We start from the raw sequence: 16,621 nt of genomic DNA on the forward strand, positions 1-16,621 counted from the left end.
CCAGCATCCCCCCGCGGACACGCCGCTACCCGGCGGCGACCCCGGCGCACGGCCCCGCCGCACTGCGATCCAGCGCACCATAAGGCCGGGCGCCCGGTTGCGTCAGCCGGATGCGGTTGCTGTCACCCGATGGGCTGGAATCCGGCCGCCGAACGGTGCGTCGGACCGCGGAACCGCTCCCGTCCGGGAAACGCCGGGGGCGCTGCGCCCTGCGGGTTGTTTCCGCCCCCCTCGAAGGCCCGCTCGCCTCCGGGCCGCTCCTGTCCCGGTGCCGACGGAGCGCAGCGGCCCCCGTGCGAGCGGTTCGCACGGGGGCCGCGGGGGCGTGGGTGCCTCAGGCGGTGGCCGCCTTCAGCGCGATGTCGGTGCGGTGCTGGCCGCCCTTGAGCGAGATCCGCTCCACGGCCGCGTACGCGCGGTCGCGCGCCTCGGCCAGGTCGGCGCCGGTCGCGGTGACCGACAGGACGCGGCCGCCGGCGCTGAGCACCCGGCCGTTCTCGTCCGCCTCCGTCCCGGCGTGCAGCACGTACGCGGTGCCGTCCGCCTCGGCCTCGGCCAGGCCCTCGATCGGGTCGCCGGTGCGCGGCGCGGCCGGGTAGCCCTCGGAGGCGACGACCACGGTGACGGCCGCGCCCTCGTCCCAGCGCAGCGGCTCCAGCTGGTCCAGGGTGCCGGTGGCGGAGGCCAGCAGGACGCCGGCCAGCGGGGTGCGCAGCCGGGCCAGCACGACCTGGGTCTCCGGGTCGCCGAAGCGGGCGTTGAACTCGATCACCCGGGTGCCGCGGGAGGTGAGCGCCAGGCCCGCGTACAGCAGGCCGGAGAACTCGGTGCCGCGGCGGCGCAGCTCGTCCACGGTCGGCTGCAGGACGGTGTCCAGGACCTCCTGGACCAGCCCGGCCGGCGCCCACGGCAGCGGCGAGTAGGCACCCATGCCGCCGGTGTTGGGGCCCTCGTCGCCGTCCAGGGCGCGCTTGAAGTCCTGCGCGGGCTGCAGCGGCAGCACGGTGGTGCCGTCGGTGATCGCGAACAGGGAGACCTCGGGGCCGTCCAGGTACTCCTCGATGACCACGCGCTCGCAGGAGGCGGCGTGCGCCAGCGCGGCCGCGCGGTCGGAGGTGACCACGACGCCCTTGCCGGCCGCCAGGCCGTCGTCCTTGACCACGTAGGGGGCGCCGAAGGCGTCCAGCGCCTCGGCGGCCTCCTCCGGGGTGGTGCAGACGTAGGAGCGGGCGGTGGGCACTCCGGCGCCGGCCATCACGTCCTTGGCGAAGGCCTTCGAGCCCTCCAGCTGCGCGGCCGCGCCGGAGGGGCCGAAGACCGGAATGCCGGCCGCGCGCACGGCGTCCGCGACGCCGGCCACCAGCGGGGCCTCGGGGCCGACCACCACCAGGTCGGCGCCGAGCTTCGCGGCCAGGTCGGTGACCTGGGCACCGTCCAGCTGGTCGACCGGGTGGACCGTCGCCACCTGGGCGATCCCGGCGTTGCCCGGGGCACAGTGCAACTCGGTCACGGAGGGATCTTGGGACAGGGAGCGGCACAGGGCGTGTTCGCGGGCGCCGCCGCCGATGACGAGGACCTTCACGCCAGGCAGCGTAGTCGGTGGCCTGTTCCGGCCGCTCTCCGGTACCGCCGAAGACTCGTCGGATCCTCCAGGAAAAGCTCTCCGTACGCCGACCGCCTCGGAGGATCCTCCAGGAACGACGGCCCCGGGTGCGCGGCCGGTGTCCGGGTCAGAACGGCGGGTCACCGGGACCTCGCTCGGACGGGTGAAATCTCGCCGCCCCCCGCAACCCTCCCACCTCGGGTTCCGGTGGCCGAAACCGGTAACGATCAGCGGGGAAGCGTCCCCATGGTCAGCCATTTGGCGGTAAGAAGTGCTGTTGGAGAACCACCGGCAGACGTCATGTCAGCCGATGTGCCGACAGACCCAGCCGCCCGCCCGCCACAGGGAGCCCCACAGGTGAGCCAGCCGGAAATGCAGCCCGAGGAGAGTGCCTGGGGCAAGGAGATCGGCGAGGAGGACCAGCCCGCCGCAGCCGTGGCCCGACGGGCCTCCACCCGCCACCGGACCGATCTGAGCACCCGCCAGTTCCCGCTCGGGGACTGGGGCGAGCCCGCCGAACGGCTGGAGGAGCTCTACCGCTGGTCCGAGGAGCGGGCGGTCGAGGCCATCGAGTGGTACCGCCGGGACCGGATCTGGAAGCGCCGCTGGGCACGCCTGCTGCGCTTCGGGTCGGCCGGCTTCGCGGTGGGCGGGGTGACCGCCCCGCTGGTCGACCTGACCGGCACCGTCGCCCACGGCACCAGCTGGGGCTACGTCGGCCTGGCACTCTCCGCCGCCTGCTACGGCGCGGACCGGGTCTTCGGGCTCACCTCCGGCTGGATGCGGGACATCTCCACGGCCCAGGCGCTGCAACGCCGGCTGGAGGCCTTCCAGTTCGACTGGGCCTCGGAGTGCGTGCGCGAGGTACTCGGTCCGACCGAGGGCACCGCGGGCGAGGCCGCCGAGCGCTGCCTGGGCGTGCTGCGCCGGTTCTGCGAGGACGTCTCGGACATGGTCCGCACCGAGACCTCGGAGTGGATGCTGGAGTTCCGCGCGTCGATGACCCAGCTGCCCACCCAGTCCGCGGGGGCCTGGGGCGGGCGCACCGAGCCCGGGGTGGGTGCCCAGGTCCGGGTGCTGCCGCCGCCCGGGACCAGGCCGACCATGCCGCGCCAGCGGCCGCCGGAGGGCCCGCTGCGGTAGGACGCGCGGCGGTAGGACCCGGGACGCCTACGCGAAGACGATCATGGAGCCCTGGCTGACGCTCCTGGTCGCCGCCGCGTACAGGCCCGCCCAGGCGTGCCGTTCCCGGGCGAAGGGGTGCAGGTCGTCGATCGGCGGCCCGAAGGGCTGCTCCAGGCCGGTCGGGCCGAGCGGCCTGGTCGGGTTCGGCGGGTTGAGCGAGTCGAGGCCCAGCGCCGGTGCCACGGCCTGCAGTTCGCGCAGCAGCCCGTGGCTGGAGCCGAGCGGACCGCCGGAGGCGAGCAGCACCTCGTCGACCAGCGGTGCCTGGAACTCGATCGGCACGTACGCGCCGGCGTGGTCGAAGTGCCAGACCAGGTGGGACTGTTCGGCGCTGCTCTCGAACATCTCCAGCAGCTGCTCGTAGTCGCCGCCGAGCGAGTCGACCGGGGTGATGTCCAGTCCGGTGAGGCCCAACAGGTAGGCGCGGCGCAGGAAGTGCAGCGAGTCGTAGTCGAAGGCGGCTATCGGCTCGACCGCTCCGCTCAGCCCGGGGACGAACTGGTAGACCGGCACCTCGGGCAGCCCGCGCGAGGTCAGCACCGCGTTGTAGAGCGCGAGGTCGTCCCGGAAGGGGTTGTCGGGGCTGTGGCTCAGCACGTCCACCAGCGGGACGAGCCAGAGGTCGCAGGCCATGGCCGGCAGTTCCTCTCCGGACGGCGGGATCGCCCGCGGGGCGGGGCGACGACGGGCGGGGTCGGTACCCGGAGGGCCCGCACGGGGCACCCGGTTCGACGACCGCCCACCCTACCGGCCCGGGGCCGGATGCGGATCGGGCCGTCCCTGCGGGGCCTCGGGGGGCGGCTCGGACAGCCGCCGGCCGAACCGGGTGTGCGGCACCCAGCGCGGTTGCGGCACCAGGCCGAGGCCCAGGCCCAGTTCGCGGCCCAGCTCCCGGGCGACCTCGTCACCCCGGCCGGGCCGACCGGGACGGGACCCACCGGGCTCGGGGCGGAATCCGGGCCGGGAGTCGGGGTCGGGTTCGGACGTGCGCCCGGCCGCGGGCCCGGCCCCGGTCCCGGACGCCGACCGCGCCGACCACGGCGGCGCCGGCGGCGGCTCGACCGGGACGGGCAGCGGCTCCTCGCCGGCCGCCTCGGTGAGCAGCCCGAGCACCGTCACCGACTCCAGCGGCTGCCCGGTCAGCCCGGCCAGCAGCCGGGCGGTGAACAGGTTGTACTCGCAGACGATCCGGTGCGCACCGACCAGGTCGTGGGCCCCGATCGCGTCGACCAGGTCCGCGTGACGGTCCCAGCACACCCCGGCCAGGGCGGGCATCGCGCGCAGGTAGGGAGCGGCGAACATCCAGGACTGCACCCGCAGCCAGTCCAGGTAGTCCCCGATCCGGCGGTTGCCGAGCAGGGCGGAGACCTCCTGCCAGAACCGGCGGTCGCAGCCCACCATCACGTCCAGGTTCCCGGCCCGGGCGGCCCGCACCGCCGCGTCGGCCCGGCGGCGCAGCGAGGGCAACCGGGTGAGGTCGGGCAGCGCCCGGCGGGCGGAGAACTGGCGGTAGAAGCTGTCGGTGAGGAGCACCCGGGCCTCGAAGATCTCCAGGAAGTCCTCCCAGCACAGCTCCGGCACGGTGAAGCCCCGGTGGTGCTCGGCCCTCAGCAGACCCTGCGCGCCGAGGTCGACCAGCGCCTCGCGGGCCGGGGTCGCGGAGACGCCGTACAGCTCGGCGATCTCCTTGACGGTGAAGTTGCGGCCCGCCTCCAGCCGGCCGGCCATCATCTCCTCGCGCAGCGCGCCGGCGATCTGCTCGCGCAGGCTGTTGCGGTGGATGACCGGACGGGGGGTGTCGCCGGCGCCGGTGCCGGACATGCGCGCGACCTCCTCGGGCAGGCGGCCGCCGTGCCGACCCGCGACGGACCGGCCGACCGGCGGCAGGGAACACGACGAGTGCTCATCTTCTCAAACCGGCCCGGAGCAGGTCCGAACCAACCCTCCGGAACGAGGGGCCGCCGGACCCGCCCTAACGCTGGACGGGTGCCGGAATGCCGAGCAGCCGGTCCCGCAGCACCGGGAAGTCCTCGCGCGCCCGGCCCACCTCGGCCGGGTCGAACTCCACGGTCAGCACCTCCTCCGCCGCCCCCGCCTCGGCCAGCACCCGGCCCCACGGGTCCACCACCACGCTGTGCCCGGCCTGCTCGACCCCCGCGTGCGTCCCGGCGGTGTTGCAGGCCAGCACGAAGGCCTGCTCCTCCAGCGCCCGGGCCCGGGCCAGCAGCGTCCAGTGCTCGCGCCGCTTGGCCGGCCAGGCCGCCGGGACCACCAGCAGCTGGGCACCGGCGTCCAGCAGCGCCCGGAACAGCTCCGGGAAGCGCAGGTCGTAGCAGGTGGCCAGGCCCAGGGTGCCGAACTCGGTGGACGCCGTGACGATCTCCTGCCCGGCACCCATCACCACCGCCTCACCGCTGTCGAAGCCGAAGCGGTGGATCTTGCGGTACGTGTGCACCAGCTCGCCGTCCGGGGCGAACACCATCGAGGTGTTGTAGATCGGGCCGTCCGGGTCGCGTTCGACGATCGAACCGGCGTGCAGCCAGACCCCGGCCGCCCGGGCGGCCGACGCCATGGCGTCCGAGGTGGGCCCGTCCAGCGCCTCTGCGCCGTCCGACCAGAGGTCGTGGGCGAAGCCGCCGAGCGGCCACAGCTCCGGCAGCACCACCAGGTCGGCGCCCTGCTGCGCCCGTACCAGCGACGCCGCCCGGGCACGCCGTTCGGCGGGCGGCTCGGCGTCGGAGACCGCGAGTTGGATCAATGAAGCGCGCACAGTACCACCGTCCACGGCAAGAGACCTACGATCGTCACCCGAAAGCGCTGCCCAGCTGTCTCCCGGCAGCGTAACGTGCGGTTAGCGTGTGCGCCCGGAAGCCGGACATCCCGGCCGACCGCGACGGCCGGGCGCCGAGCGTAGGAAAGCTGACGGAGGGCCGGAGATTCCCGTGACGGACAACCAGACCGTGCAGGCTTACACCGAGGCGTGGACGCAGAGCATCGAGTCCATATCGGAGCTGGTCGCCCCCCTCCCCGAAGGCTCCTGGAACCGGGCCACCGAGTGCCCCGGCTGGTCGGTCCGGGACGTCGTCTCGCACGTGATCGCGGTCGAGTCCGAGCTGCTCGGCGACCCGCGCCCGATCCACTCGCTGCCGCGTGACCTTCGCCACGTGACCACCGAGTTCGCCCGCTACATCGAGTTGCCGGTCGACAAGCGCCGCTGCCACACCGCGCTGGAGATGACCAGCGAGCTGGAGTACACGATCATCCGCCGCTCCCGCGCGCTGCGGAACGCCAAGCAGACGCCGGGCGAGCTGGTCCGCTGGCCGGCCGGGCCGCTGGCCGGGGACGTCCCGTACCACGAGCTGCTGCGGATGCGGGCCTTCGACGTCTGGGTGCACGAGCAGGACCTGCGCCGGGCCCTGGACACCCCCGGCAACCTGGACGCCCCCGGCGCGCTGGTCGCCCGGGACTTCCTGCTGGAGCGGCTGCCGAAGGCCGTCGCCCACACCGCCGGCGCGCCGGCCGGGACGGCGCTGGTCGTCGACGTGACCGGTCCGGTGGAGTTCCTGCGCACCGTGCGGGTGGACTCCACCGGGCGCGGCATCGTGGACGAGTCGATCAGCCTGGCCCCCGACGTCCAGCTCACCATGGACTGGGAGACGTACGTCCGGCTCGCCTGCGGCCGCGGCCGGCCCGGGCCGGTGACCGTCGAGGGGGACAAGGAACTGGCCGAGCGGGTGCTGGCCAACTTCTCCGTCACCATCTGAGTTTCATCGGCGCGCACCACCCGGCGTACACGCACGACCGTGCGCCGGGTCGGCACCACTCGTGCATCCATGCGTCAACACCGCATCAGGTTCCTCACCTGTTCGGCCTCGTTACTCAGGGCAGTCATGCCGTCACCCAGAAGTAGGAGGAGCGTCCCGATGGACGACGAACAGGGGCAGCAGGAAGAGATGGTGCTGGTGCGGTCCAGCTTCCCGGTCACGGGGCAGCCGATCCGCGTCGTGATGATCGACGGGAAGCCGTGGTTCGTCACGGCGGACGTCTGTGCGGTGCTCGGCAGGTTGAACCCGAGCCAGGTGCGCAAGGCGGTCGAGCCGAGCCAGACGCGAGTCGTCAACTCGCGCTCGATTAACCTAACTTTCGGGAAGGTTAATCACGTTTCCGCAGGTGGGAAACCCTACGAGCGTGGTAACCCGATGCTCAACGTGATCAGCGAGTCGGCTCTCTACACGCTGATCATGCGCTCGAACAAGCCCAATGCCCGCCCTTTCCAGGAGTGGGTCACCCGTGACCTCCTGCCCTCCGTCCGCCGAGGGGACACGGACATCCCGACCCAGCAGCGGCGGATGGCGGAGACGCTGGCCGAGGCGATCGGACAGCAGGTGCGGATCGTCGCGGAGATCGACCACGAGGACTGGCCCGGCCTGACCGTTCACTCGGACGGGACGGTCCACTGCCGGCACGGGGAGATGGTGCTCCACCTGCCGGGCCGGGAGGAGGACAGCGGGCCGCCGTTCGGCGCGTACTTCGCCTGCCCGGGCGGGGAGCGGGTCGGCATCCGGGGCAGCCGGGTCGCCCCGGGTTGCCCGAAGCTGAAGCTGGTGGACCTGGTCCGCCTCCGCGAGGCAGCGGTCGAACGACCGCAGCCAGTGGTCCCCTCGGCTCCCTCACCGACGATGCCACCGGAGGGCATGCTCCTGTGCCTCATGGACCGGGCCCAGATGTACGGTCGTCCACCGGAGATCATCGAAGTCCTCCGCGGCATCGGGTTGTAGCAACGGACGGCGAACGACCCATCAGAGGGAGGGTTTCGACGTTTCCGCAGCCCAGAAGGGCTATGCCTTCGAGGCGACAACCCTCCGCCGCAGGCGGACGATCATCAGCGTCCCCACCGCCAGCGGCACGTACTGCCAGCAGAACGCCCAGCGGAAGGCCGTCGCCGAGTACGCCTCGGCGCCGGCCGGGGAGAGGGCGTCGAGCAGCACGCCGATGCCCAACAGGGTGACCATCGTGCCGATGAAGCCGCCCATGTTGACGATCCCGGAGGCGGTGCCGAGCCGTTCGGCCGGATTGCGGGTGCGGGCGTAGTCCAGGCCGACGAGTGAGGCCGGGCCGTTGCTCCCCATGACCAGGATGATCCCGGCCAGCAGCCACATCGGGGGGTGGCCGCCGGGCCAGGCCAGGACCAGGGCCCAGCCGAGGCCGGTGGTGGTGATGACGGTGAGCACGATCGGCATCCGGGCCCGCGCCGAGCGGGAGAGCAGCCGGCCGAAGAGGAAGCCGAAGCTCATGTTGGAGAGCACCAGCAGGGTCAGCAGTCCGCCGGCCTCGCCCCGGGACATGCCCTGGGCCTCGACCAGGTAGGGCATGCCCCAGAGCAGGCCGAAGGCGTTGCCGGGGAACTGGGTGGTGAAGTGGACCCACAGCCCCAGCCGGGTGCCCGGCTCCCGCCAGCAGTCCAGTACCTGTCGCCGGATCTTCGGGCGGGCCGCCGGCGGGTCGACCGGTCGGACGGCTACCGCCGGGGAGTCCTTGAGGAACAGCGCGACCAGCGCGAACACCGCGACGCCGAGCAGCGCGATCGCGGTGAACGTGGGTGTCCAGCCCTCGTCGTGCAGTGCCTGGGCGAGCACCACGGTGGTGACCAGGTTGCCGCCCATCCCGGCCAGGCCGGTCAGCTGGGCGACGAACGGGTTCTTCGCCGCCGGGAACCACCGGGCGGCGATCCGCAGCACGCTGATGAAGGTCATCGCGTCGCCGCAGCCGAGCACCGCCCGGGAGGCCAGGGCCGGGGCGAAGGAGGAGCTGAAGGCGAAGGCCAGCTGGCCGGTGCTCAGCAGCAGAATGCCGAGCAGCAGGACCCGGCGCGGTCCGAACCGGTCGACCAGCAGGCCGACCGGGACCTGCATGGCCGCGTAGACCAGCACCTGGAGGATGGAGAAGGTGGACAGCGCGGAGGCGCCGATGCCGAAGCGCTCGGCGGCGTCGAGTCCGGCGACCCCGAGGCTGGTGCGGTGGATGACGGCCAGGACGTAGACGCTGACGCCGATGGACCAGGCCAGCCAGGCCCCACGGCCACCGGGAGGCACGGGGTGGACGAGGGGGACGGCCGGGGACGCGACGGCAGCCGGGGACGCGGGAGCGGCCGGGGCCTCGGCGGTGGCTCGGGGAGCGGGTACGGACAGGGACGGGGCTGGACCAGCTGGCTCCACGGTCATAGTTCGTCCAGGTTAGTCATCCCATGATGGGACGCCCAGCCCGGGGTGAGGGCGGACCGCTCAGCCGGTGACCGTCCAGGACACCGACCTGGTCATGTAGCGGTCCCGGAAGGCCTCGTCCCGCACCCAGTCCGTGGTGTCCCGGACGGTCGCGGTGACGGTCGCGGTCCGGCCCGGAGCCAGATTGAGCTTCGCGGTGTCCAGCGAGCCGCCTTCCACGGCCTGCGGGGCCACCGGGGCGCCGTCCACCTTCCAGTCCACCTTCAGCTGCCGGGAGCCGGTCAGCGGCAGCGGCCGGACGTCCAGCCGGGGCAGCCCGCTGACCTCGCCGGGCGGCGGGGAGGGGGTGTCGGTCGGCCGGACCCTGCGGTACAGCTCCTCGATGATCGCCTCGCGGGAGGGCAGGTTGTAGGCACTGCCCAGGGTGCGCATCACCGAGTCGGGGGTGGGCCGGTAGAGGCCGTTGGCGCTGCGGTACGCCCCGACGGTGCCGGCGCCGTCCGGGGAGACCGCGCCCAGCCAGCGCCACCACTTGGTCTGCTTCTTCTTCATGTCGTCGGCGTTGAGGGTGGAGAGGTTCGGGTAGTCCGCGTCGTCGGGAGCGCTGTCGTACTCGTCGCCGAGGTCCCCCACGGTGTGCCCGATCTCGTGCTGGATGATCCGCCCGGCGTCCGGGCTGCCCCCGGCCAGGGTGGTCACCCCGGTGCCCCCGGCGCCGCCGTACTCGGTCGAGTTGGCCAGCGCGATCAGGTACTGCGGCCCGGCGCCGTCCCCGGCGTAGCGGGCGGTGGCGGCCTCGTCGGCACAGAGCAGCCGGGCGGTCCCCTCGCACCAGAAGTGCATGCCCAGCGGGGTGGCGGGGTTCCGGCCGCGGCTCTCGGTCTCGGCTATCCCGGAGACCGGGGAGACCACCTCGACCCTCCGTATGTTGAAGAACCCCTGGTAGGTGCGGAACGGTTCGATGTCCATCAGGGCGTGCCAGGTCCTGTCGGCCTGTTGGCGGAACAGTTCCTGTTCGTCCGCGGTGTAGCCGTCGCCGAGCAGGACCAGGGTGATCCGGTTGGACGGGTCCCCGGTCCGCCGTATGTCGAAGGTGGGGGCGGCCGCGGGTATCCGTTGGTCGGGGCGGAGCGCGGTGTGCGGGGGCACGGCCCGGTCGAGGGCGGCGCCCGGCCCGATCACGCCGAACGGCGAGGGGCCGACCAGTTCCAGGGCAGCGGGGAGTACCGCGGTGGACACCAGTACGAGGGCGGCCAGACTCCGGACGAGACGGCCAGGGTTGCCAGCAGGCATACGGGTGCGTCCTCGGGGCTCCGGTCACCCGGCGTCGCCCGGGTGGTGGAGCGAAGACGTACCCGGACCGGCGTGTCGCCCCCACCGGCGGACGAAAAAGTCACCGACCTGGCCGAACGATCAGCATCGTCCCAGTCATACCAACCAATTCCGTAGATCAGTGCCGGGAGCGCTTTCCCAGATCCAGCAGGAGGTGGGTGCCGAGCCCGAAGAGCAGCCCCCAGAAGGCCGAGCCGATGCCGAACAGGCTCATTCCCGAGGCGCTCGCCAGGAAGGTCACCACCGCCGCGTCCCGCCCGCGCTCCTCGGTGACCGCCGCCGCCAGGCTGCCCTGCAGCGAGGCCAGCAGCGCGACCCCGGCGATCACCGCGATCAGCTCCTTCGGCAGGCCGGTGAACAGGCTGACCAGCACCCCGCCGAAGCTGCCCACCAGCACGTACCCGGCGCCCGAGGACATCCCCGCGACGTACCGGCGGCGCGGGTCAGGGTGGGCCTCCGGGCCCGAGCAGATCGCCGCGGTGATCGCCGCCAGGTTCACCCCCGGCGAGCCGAACGGCGCCATCAGCAGCGACATCAGGCCGGTGGAGCCGATCAGCAGCCGGTCGTCGGCCCGGTAGCCGAAGGCCCGCATCACCCCGAGGCCCGGGGCGTTCTGCGAGGCCAGCACGACGATGGTGAGCGGCAGCGCCAGCCCCACCGCGGCGGACCAGGAGAAGGCCGGCGCCGTCAGCACCGGCACGGTCGGCCCGCCCGGGCCCAGGTGCAGCGGCAGTCCGACGGTGAGCGCCGCCAGCACCCCGCCGACCAGCAGCGCGACCGGGACGGCGTACCGCGGTGCGAACCGCTTGGCCAGCAGGAAGGCCACGAAGCTGCCCACCACGAGCACCGGCGCGCCGTGCACCGCGCCGAAGATCCCGGCGCCGAAGGAGAACAGGATGCCCGCAAGCATCGCGTTCACGATCCCCACCGGCACGGCGGCGATCAGCCGGCCGAACCAGCCGGTCACCCCGAACAGCGTCACCACCGCCGCGCTCACCAGGAACGCCCCTACCGCCTCCCGGTACGGGTAGCCGCCCAGGCTGGTCACCAGCAGCGCCGCTCCCGGGGTCGACCAGGCGGTCACCACCGGCGTTCCGGTCCACCAGCTGAGCACGAAGCCGCTCACCCCGCTGCCGATCGCCACCGCCCAGATCCAGGACGCGGTGTGCGCCGGGTCCAGCCGCCCGGCGGCGGCCGCGGCGAGCACCACCACCAGCGGACCGGAGAAGGACACCGCGACGCAGATCAGCCCGGCCAGCAGCGCCGTCGCCGACACGTCCCGCCGCAGCGACCGACGTTCCTCACCCTCGACCGCCGCCCTCTGCGGTCGGACCGTCAGCTCATCCGTCATTCCGGCAGTATCCCGAAGCCCGGCCGAAGACTCCCGGAAAAAACTTTTCGATCCACCTGCAACCCCCGGCGGGGATGGACGTCCATCAGGGTGAAGGCACGGAGAGCGAGACCGGCGGAGCCGGGGGGCGCTCCCGCTCACGAGGAGCGGGGCCGGTCGTCTTCACCAACACACCGTCACCACCACGACTTCGGGGAGTCACGTCATGCGCACGTCCGTTATCACCCGTTTTGCGAAGAACGACCGCGCCCTCTCCGGCCGCCGCCGCATCGCCGCCCTCGCCGCCACCGCCGTCCTCGCGGGCGGCGTCCAGGTCCTCGCGATGAGCGACACCGCCTGGTCCGCCGAGCCCGTCGCGGCCCCGACCGCCGCGGTCGCGCACCACGGCCACGTCGAGATCGGGTTCTACATGACGAAGTCGCTGAGCATCACCGCCGGTGGCCCGAAGGTCGAGGTGCCGGTCGAGGTCGCGAACTTCACCGGAGAGCCCTACCAGCAGGTGAAGGCCGCCATCGCCTTCCGCGGAGTCGTGGGGAACGGCCCTCTCGACGACAGCATGCTGACCATCGAGGTCGGCACCCCGCACGACGGATGGCAGCCGGTCGTGCTCGGCTCCTCCTCCGACGGGTTCTACGGCGGTGAGACCGGGTTCGGCGAGCAGTTGGACAACGGCCGGGCCACCCACTTCACCTTCCGGGTCGGACTCTCCGCCAAGGCCTCGCCGAAGCTCACCCGCCTCCAGGTCACCGTCTCCAGCACGGCCGACAACGCGGGCGGAGCGAACGCGACCAGGGAGATGACCGTGACCCACGCGGCGGCCGCCCCGAAGAAGGCCACCGCCAAGCCCGTACCCGCCGAGCCCGTACCCGCCAAGCCGGCCGTGGCCGCACCCGCCGCCGACCGGACCGCGAAGGCCGACGCCGGGCAGGCCGACGCCCCCACCCCCGTCACCGCCGCCACCCCCGTCACCGCCGCCCCGGCCGGCACCGCCGAACTCGCGCACACCGGCGCCTCCGGGGTCGACACCTTCCTCGCCACCTCGGCCGCCGCCCTGCTCGCCCTCGGCGCCGGCGTCCTGCTCGCCGTCCGCCGCCTCCGCCGCCAGCGGTAGTCGCCGGCACCGGTCGGGAACGACGGCCGACGGCCGGGAACGACGGAAGGGGCCCTGTTCCGCACAGCGGTGCGGAACAGGGCCCCTTCGTCACTCCGGTGAGCCGTCAGCCCCAGGTGATCAGGCGCTTCGGGAACTCCAGCAGGCCGGCGATGTCGGCCAGCACCTTGGAGCCCAACTCCCCGTCCACCAGCCGGTGGTCGAAGGAGAGCGCCAGCGTGGTCACCTGGCGCGGGACCACCTTGCCCTTGTGCACCCACGGCAGTTCCCGGACCGAGCCGAAGGCCAGAATGGCCGCCTCGCCCGGGTTGAGGATCGGGGTGCCGGTGTCGACGCCGAAGACGCCGACGTTGGTGATGGTGACGGTGCCGCCCTGCATGTCGGTCGGCGAGGTCTTGCCCTGGCGCGCGGTCTCGACCAGCTCGCCGAGCGAAGTGGCCAGGCCCGCAAGGGTCTTGGACCCGGCGTCCTTGATGTTCGGGACGATCAGGCCGCGCGGGGTGGCCGCGGCGATGCCGAGGTTCACCTGCCCCTTGACCACGATCTCCTGGGCCGCCTCGTCCCACTGGGCGTTGATCTCGGGGTGCCGCTTGATCGCCACCAGCAGCGCCTTGGCGACCAGCAGCAGCGGGCTGACTCTGACGTCCCGGCCCAGCTCGCCGCTCTCCTTGAGCTTGCGGACGAACTTCATCGTGCGGGTCACGTCGACCTGGACGAACTCGGTGACGTGCGGGGCGGTGAAGGCCGAGGCCACCATCGCCTGCGCGGTCGCCTTCCGGACGCCCTTGATCGGCACCCGGACGTCGCCCGAGCCGGACACCGGCACCGGGGCCACGACGGCTTCGGCCGCCTCGACCACGACGGGCTCGACGGCCGGGGCCGCCGGAACGGACCTGGCCGCGGCGTGGGCGTGCACGTCCTCGCGGGTGATCACGCCGTCCCGGCCGGTCGGGGTGACGGCCCGCAGGTCGATGCCGAGGTCCTTGGCCAGCTTGCGCACCGGCGGCTTGGCCAACGGCCGCTCACCGGCCGGAGCTTCGGCCACCGGGGCGGGCGCCACCGGGGCCGGGGCGACCGGAGCCGCGGGCGCGACCGGGGCCGGCTGCGGCGCGGCGGCCTTCGCCGTGGCCGTGGTCGTCCGCCGGGCCCGGCGCTGGGCGGTGCCGGTGCGCGGGCCGTAACCCACCAGCACCTCCCGGCGCTCCGGCTCGGCCTCAGCGGCCGGAGCCGCAGCAGCGGCGGCGGGTGCCGGCGCGGTGGCCGGAGCGGCCCCCGCCTCCCCGGCCACCGCGACCGAGATGATCACGGTGCCGACGTCGACCGTCGCGCCCTCGGGGAAGAAGAGCTGCTCGACGACCCCGTTGAACGGGATCGGCAGCTCCACCGCCGCCTTGGCGGTCTCCACCTCGCACACGACCTGCCCGTCGGTGACGGTGTCACCGGGCTTGACGTACCAGCTGAGGATCTCGGCCTCGGTGAGGCCCTCGCCCACGTCGGGCATCTTGAACTCGCGGAGCGAGCGAACTTCGGTGGTCATCTGCGCTCCCCGGGATCAGTACGCGAGTGCGCGGTCGACGGCGTCGAGCACGCGGTCCAGGTCGGGGAGGAATGCCTCCTCGACCCGGGACGGCGGGTACGGGGCGTAGTAGCCGCCGACCCGCAGGACCGGTGCCTCCAGGTGGTAGAAGCACCGCTCCGTGAGCCGGGCGGCCAGCTCGGCGCCCATGCCCAGGAAGACCGGTGCCTCGTGCACCACGACGGCCCGGCCGGTGCGCTTGACCGACTCCTCCAGGGTGGTGAAGTCCACCGGGGAGAGCGAACGGAGGTCGACGACCTCCAGTCGGCGGCCGTCCTCCTCCGCGGCCGCGGCGGCCTCCAGGCAGACCTTGACCATCGGGCCGTACGCGATCAGCGTGGCGTCGGTGCCGGGGCGGACGATCCGGGCGTCGTGCAGCGCCAGGTCGGCGGCGGCGCCGACCTCGCCCTTGTCCCAGTAACGCCGCTTGGGCTCCAGGAAGATGACCGGGTCGTCGGACTCGATGGCCTGGCGCAGCATCCAGTGCGCGTCGTGCGCGCTGGACGGGGTGACCACCCGCAGACCGGCGGTGTGGGCGAAGTACGCCTCGTGCGACTCGCTGTGGTGCTCGACCGCGCCGATTCCACCCGCGTAAGGGATGCGCACGGTGACCGGCATCTTGACGTGGCCCAGCGCACGGGCGTGCATCTTGGCCAGCTGGGAGACGATCTGGTCGAAGGCGGGGTAGACGAAACCGTCGAACTGGATCTCCACCACCGGGCGGTAGCCGCGCAGCGCGAGGCCGATCGCGGTGCCCATGATGCCGGACTCGGCCAGCGGGCTGTCGATCACCCGGTCCTCGCCGAAGTCCTTCTGCAGGCCGTCGGTGATCCGGAAGACGCCGCCGAGCTTGCCGATGTCCTCGCCCATCAGGACGGTCTTCGGGTCGTTCTCCAGCGACTTGCGCAGCGCGTCGTTGAGCGCCTTGGCGATGCTCAGCTGACCGGCCATCAGTGGTTCTCCCCCGCCTCGAAGGAGGCCGCGTACTCGACGTACCCGGCCCGTTCCTCATCGACCAGCGCGTGCGGCTCGCTGTACACGTGGTCGAAGATCAGCGTCGGGTCCGGGTCCGGCATGCTGCGCACGCCCTCGCGCACCCGGAGCCCCAGCTGCTCGCTCTCCGCGTCGACGGCGGCGAAGAACTCCTCGTCCGCCAGGCCCTCCTTCTCCAGGAGGGCGCGCAGCCGCAGGATCGGGTCCTTGGCCTTCCAGGCCTCGGTCTCCTCGGCGAGCCGGTAGCGGGTCGGGTCGTCGGAGGTGGTGTGGGCGCCCATCCGGTAGGTGAAGGCCTCGATCAGCACCGGGCCGTTGCCGCTGCGGGCGTGGTCGAGCGCCCAGCGGGTGACCGCGAGGCAGGCCAGCACGTCGTTGCCGTCGACCCGGACGCCCGGGAAGCCGAAGCCGGAGGCGCGGCGGTACAGCGGGATCTTGGTCTGGGTGGTGGTGGGCTCGGAGATCGCCCACTGGTTGTTCTGGCAGAAGAACACCACCGGGGCGTTGTAGACCGAGGCGAAGGTGAAGGCCTCGTTGACGTCGCCCTGGCTGGAGGCGCCGTCGCCGAAGTACGCGATCACCGCGTCGTCGGCGCCGTCCTTGGTGATGCCCATCGCGTAGCCGGTGGCGTGCAGGGTCTGCGCGCCGATCACGATGGTGTACAGGTGGAAGTTCTTCTCGTTCGGGTCCCAGCCGCCGTGGTTCACGCCGCGGAACATGCCGAGCAGGTTCAGCGGGTCGACGTCGCGGCACCAGGCCACGCCGTGCTCGCGGTAGGTCGGGAAGGCGTAGTCGCCGGTGCGCATGGCCCGACCGGAGCCGACCTGGGCGGCCTCCTGGCCGAGCAGCGAGGCCCACAGGCCCAGCTCGCCCTGGCGCTGGAGGGCGGTCGCCTCGCCGTCGAACCGGCGCACCAGCACCAGGTCGCGGTAGAGCGAGCGCAGCTCCTCCGGAGTGGTGGTCAGGGGGTAGTCCGGGTGCTCGACCCGCTCGCCTTCCGGCGTGAGCAGCTGTACGAGCTCCGGCTGGGCGTCCGTCCCCGTGGCGCGGAGGGTGTCAGGTACAGCGGGGGCCGCCTTCTTGCGGGCCCTCGCCGTGCTTTTGACGGTCACGTTCACTCCTCGGTCTGTCCGGCCGCCCGGGGTCGCCGGTGACCGGTCCGGTCACCGCCTCGCGGGGCGCGCGTGGGTGTGCGCACCTACTGCGTGGCAGGTGGTGATCCTGTTCCGACGGCGTCCCTCACGAGAAC

14 protein-coding genes are annotated in these 16,621 nt (G+C 72.9%); 4 read left to right on the plus strand and 10 right to left on the minus strand.

What is annotated here, in order from left to right:
• Positions 1-334 precede the first annotated feature (334 nt).
• On the minus strand, positions 335-1,582 hold the full coding sequence (gene purD / locus ACIRVF_RS16455; RefSeq protein ID WP_402817349.1) for a phosphoribosylamine--glycine ligase: 1,248 nt from the start codon (positions 1,580-1,582) through the stop codon (positions 335-337).
• 378 nt (positions 1,583-1,960) lie between these two features.
• Between purD and ACIRVF_RS16460 the strand changes: the two genes are divergently transcribed.
• Positions 1,961-2,746 carry an SLATT domain-containing protein gene (locus ACIRVF_RS16460; protein ID WP_402817351.1) on the plus strand — a complete coding sequence of 262 codons (786 nt, stop codon included), beginning with the start codon at positions 1,961-1,963 and terminating at the stop codon, positions 2,744-2,746.
• 27 nt (positions 2,747-2,773) lie between these two features.
• On the opposite strand, the gene ACIRVF_RS16465 is transcribed toward ACIRVF_RS16460, so the two are convergent.
• From ACIRVF_RS16465 to ACIRVF_RS16475, 3 genes are all read right to left on the minus strand, one after another.
• The gene (locus ACIRVF_RS16465; protein WP_402817353.1) at positions 2,774-3,421 is read right to left on the minus strand and encodes a hypothetical protein; all 648 of its coding nucleotides are present in this window, start codon (positions 3,419-3,421) and stop codon (positions 2,774-2,776) included.
• A gap of 111 nt (positions 3,422-3,532) precedes the next feature.
• On the minus strand, positions 3,533-4,609 hold the full coding sequence (locus tag ACIRVF_RS16470; RefSeq protein ID WP_402817355.1) for a GntR family transcriptional regulator: 1,077 nt from the start codon (positions 4,607-4,609) through the stop codon (positions 3,533-3,535).
• 151 nt (positions 4,610-4,760) lie between these two features.
• Positions 4,761-5,558, minus strand: coding sequence for a carbon-nitrogen family hydrolase (locus ACIRVF_RS16475; protein WP_402817357.1), 798 nt, complete (start codon positions 5,556-5,558; stop codon positions 4,761-4,763).
• A 172-nt stretch (positions 5,559-5,730) separates the two neighbouring features.
• On the opposite strand from ACIRVF_RS16475, the gene ACIRVF_RS16480 reads away from it, so the two are divergent.
• Both ACIRVF_RS16480 and ACIRVF_RS16485 read left to right on the plus strand, forming a co-directional pair.
• Entirely contained in the window at positions 5,731-6,552 is an 822-nt protein-coding gene (locus ACIRVF_RS16480; RefSeq protein ID WP_402817359.1) for a maleylpyruvate isomerase family mycothiol-dependent enzyme, read from the plus strand.
• Between the two features lie 159 nt (positions 6,553-6,711).
• A complete protein-coding gene (locus ACIRVF_RS16485) occupies positions 6,712-7,566 on the plus strand; it encodes a Bro-N domain-containing protein (protein ID WP_402817361.1) in 855 nt (284 codons plus the stop codon).
• 60 nt (positions 7,567-7,626) lie between these two features.
• Here the strand turns inward: ACIRVF_RS16485 and ACIRVF_RS16490 are convergent, their stop codons facing one another.
• From ACIRVF_RS16490 to ACIRVF_RS16500, 3 genes are all read right to left on the minus strand, one after another.
• The gene (locus ACIRVF_RS16490) at positions 7,627-8,880 is read right to left on the minus strand and encodes a nitrate/nitrite transporter (RefSeq protein WP_402817363.1); all 1,254 of its coding nucleotides are present in this window, start codon (positions 8,878-8,880) and stop codon (positions 7,627-7,629) included.
• Between the two features lie 189 nt (positions 8,881-9,069).
• A complete protein-coding gene (locus ACIRVF_RS16495; protein ID WP_402817365.1) occupies positions 9,070-10,302 on the minus strand; it encodes a M64 family metallopeptidase in 1,233 nt (410 codons plus the stop codon).
• A gap of 157 nt (positions 10,303-10,459) precedes the next feature.
• Positions 10,460-11,692: a benzoate/H(+) symporter BenE family transporter gene (locus tag ACIRVF_RS16500; RefSeq protein ID WP_402817367.1), complete on the minus strand. Its 1,233-nt coding sequence runs from the start codon at positions 11,690-11,692 to the stop codon at positions 10,460-10,462.
• A gap of 205 nt (positions 11,693-11,897) precedes the next feature.
• Here ACIRVF_RS16500 and ACIRVF_RS16505 point away from each other — a divergent pair, with 205 nt between their 5' ends.
• Positions 11,898-12,803, plus strand: coding sequence for a hypothetical protein (locus ACIRVF_RS16505; RefSeq protein ID WP_402817369.1), 906 nt, complete (start codon positions 11,898-11,900; stop codon positions 12,801-12,803).
• Positions 12,804-12,909: 106 nt separating this feature from the next.
• Here the strand turns inward: ACIRVF_RS16505 and ACIRVF_RS16510 are convergent, their stop codons facing one another.
• Genes ACIRVF_RS16510 through pdhA form a run of 3 tightly spaced genes read right to left on the minus strand, consistent with a single transcriptional unit; the run spans position 12,910 to position 16,484 of the window.
• Positions 12,910-14,340, minus strand: coding sequence for a dihydrolipoamide acetyltransferase family protein (locus tag ACIRVF_RS16510; protein ID WP_402817371.1), 1,431 nt, complete (start codon positions 14,338-14,340; stop codon positions 12,910-12,912).
• A 15-nt stretch (positions 14,341-14,355) separates the two neighbouring features.
• A complete protein-coding gene (locus ACIRVF_RS16515) occupies positions 14,356-15,330 on the minus strand; it encodes an alpha-ketoacid dehydrogenase subunit beta (protein ID WP_380419899.1) in 975 nt (324 codons plus the stop codon).
• Positions 15,330-16,484 (minus strand): pyruvate dehydrogenase (acetyl-transferring) E1 component subunit alpha, encoded by a 1,155-nt coding sequence (gene pdhA / locus ACIRVF_RS16520; RefSeq protein WP_402817373.1) that lies wholly within the window; start codon positions 16,482-16,484, stop codon positions 15,330-15,332. Before pdhA ends, ACIRVF_RS16515 begins: the two co-directional genes overlap by 1 nt.
• Positions 16,485-16,621: the final 137 nt, after the last annotated feature.

This window comes from Kitasatospora sp. NPDC101157 (assembly GCF_044768255.1).
Lineage (GTDB): Bacteria > Actinomycetota > Actinomycetes > Streptomycetales > Streptomycetaceae > Kitasatospora.

What these genes read in the sequence shown, in the direction of transcription:
- ACIRVF_RS16510 (WP_402817371.1), bottom strand. Translation starts at nt 14,340, where the DNA reads ATGACCACCGAAGTTCGCTCGCTCCGCGAGTTCAAGATGCCCGACGTG.
- ACIRVF_RS16495 (WP_402817365.1), bottom strand. Translation starts at nt 10,302, where the DNA reads ATGCCTGCTGGCAACCCTGGCCGTCTCGTCCGGAGTCTGGCCGCCCTC.
- ACIRVF_RS16485 (WP_402817361.1), top strand. Translation starts at nt 6,712, where the DNA reads ATGGACGACGAACAGGGGCAGCAGGAAGAGATGGTGCTGGTGCGGTCC.
- ACIRVF_RS16515 (WP_380419899.1), bottom strand. Translation starts at nt 15,330, where the DNA reads ATGGCCGGTCAGCTGAGCATCGCCAAGGCGCTCAACGACGCGCTGCGC.
- ACIRVF_RS16500 (WP_402817367.1), bottom strand. Translation starts at nt 11,692, where the DNA reads ATGACGGATGAGCTGACGGTCCGACCGCAGAGGGCGGCGGTCGAGGGT.
- ACIRVF_RS16465 (WP_402817353.1), bottom strand. Translation starts at nt 3,421, where the DNA reads ATGGCCTGCGACCTCTGGCTCGTCCCGCTGGTGGACGTGCTGAGCCAC.
- ACIRVF_RS16470 (WP_402817355.1), bottom strand. Translation starts at nt 4,609, where the DNA reads ATGTCCGGCACCGGCGCCGGCGACACCCCCCGTCCGGTCATCCACCGC.
- ACIRVF_RS16505 (WP_402817369.1), top strand. Translation starts at nt 11,898, where the DNA reads ATGCGCACGTCCGTTATCACCCGTTTTGCGAAGAACGACCGCGCCCTC.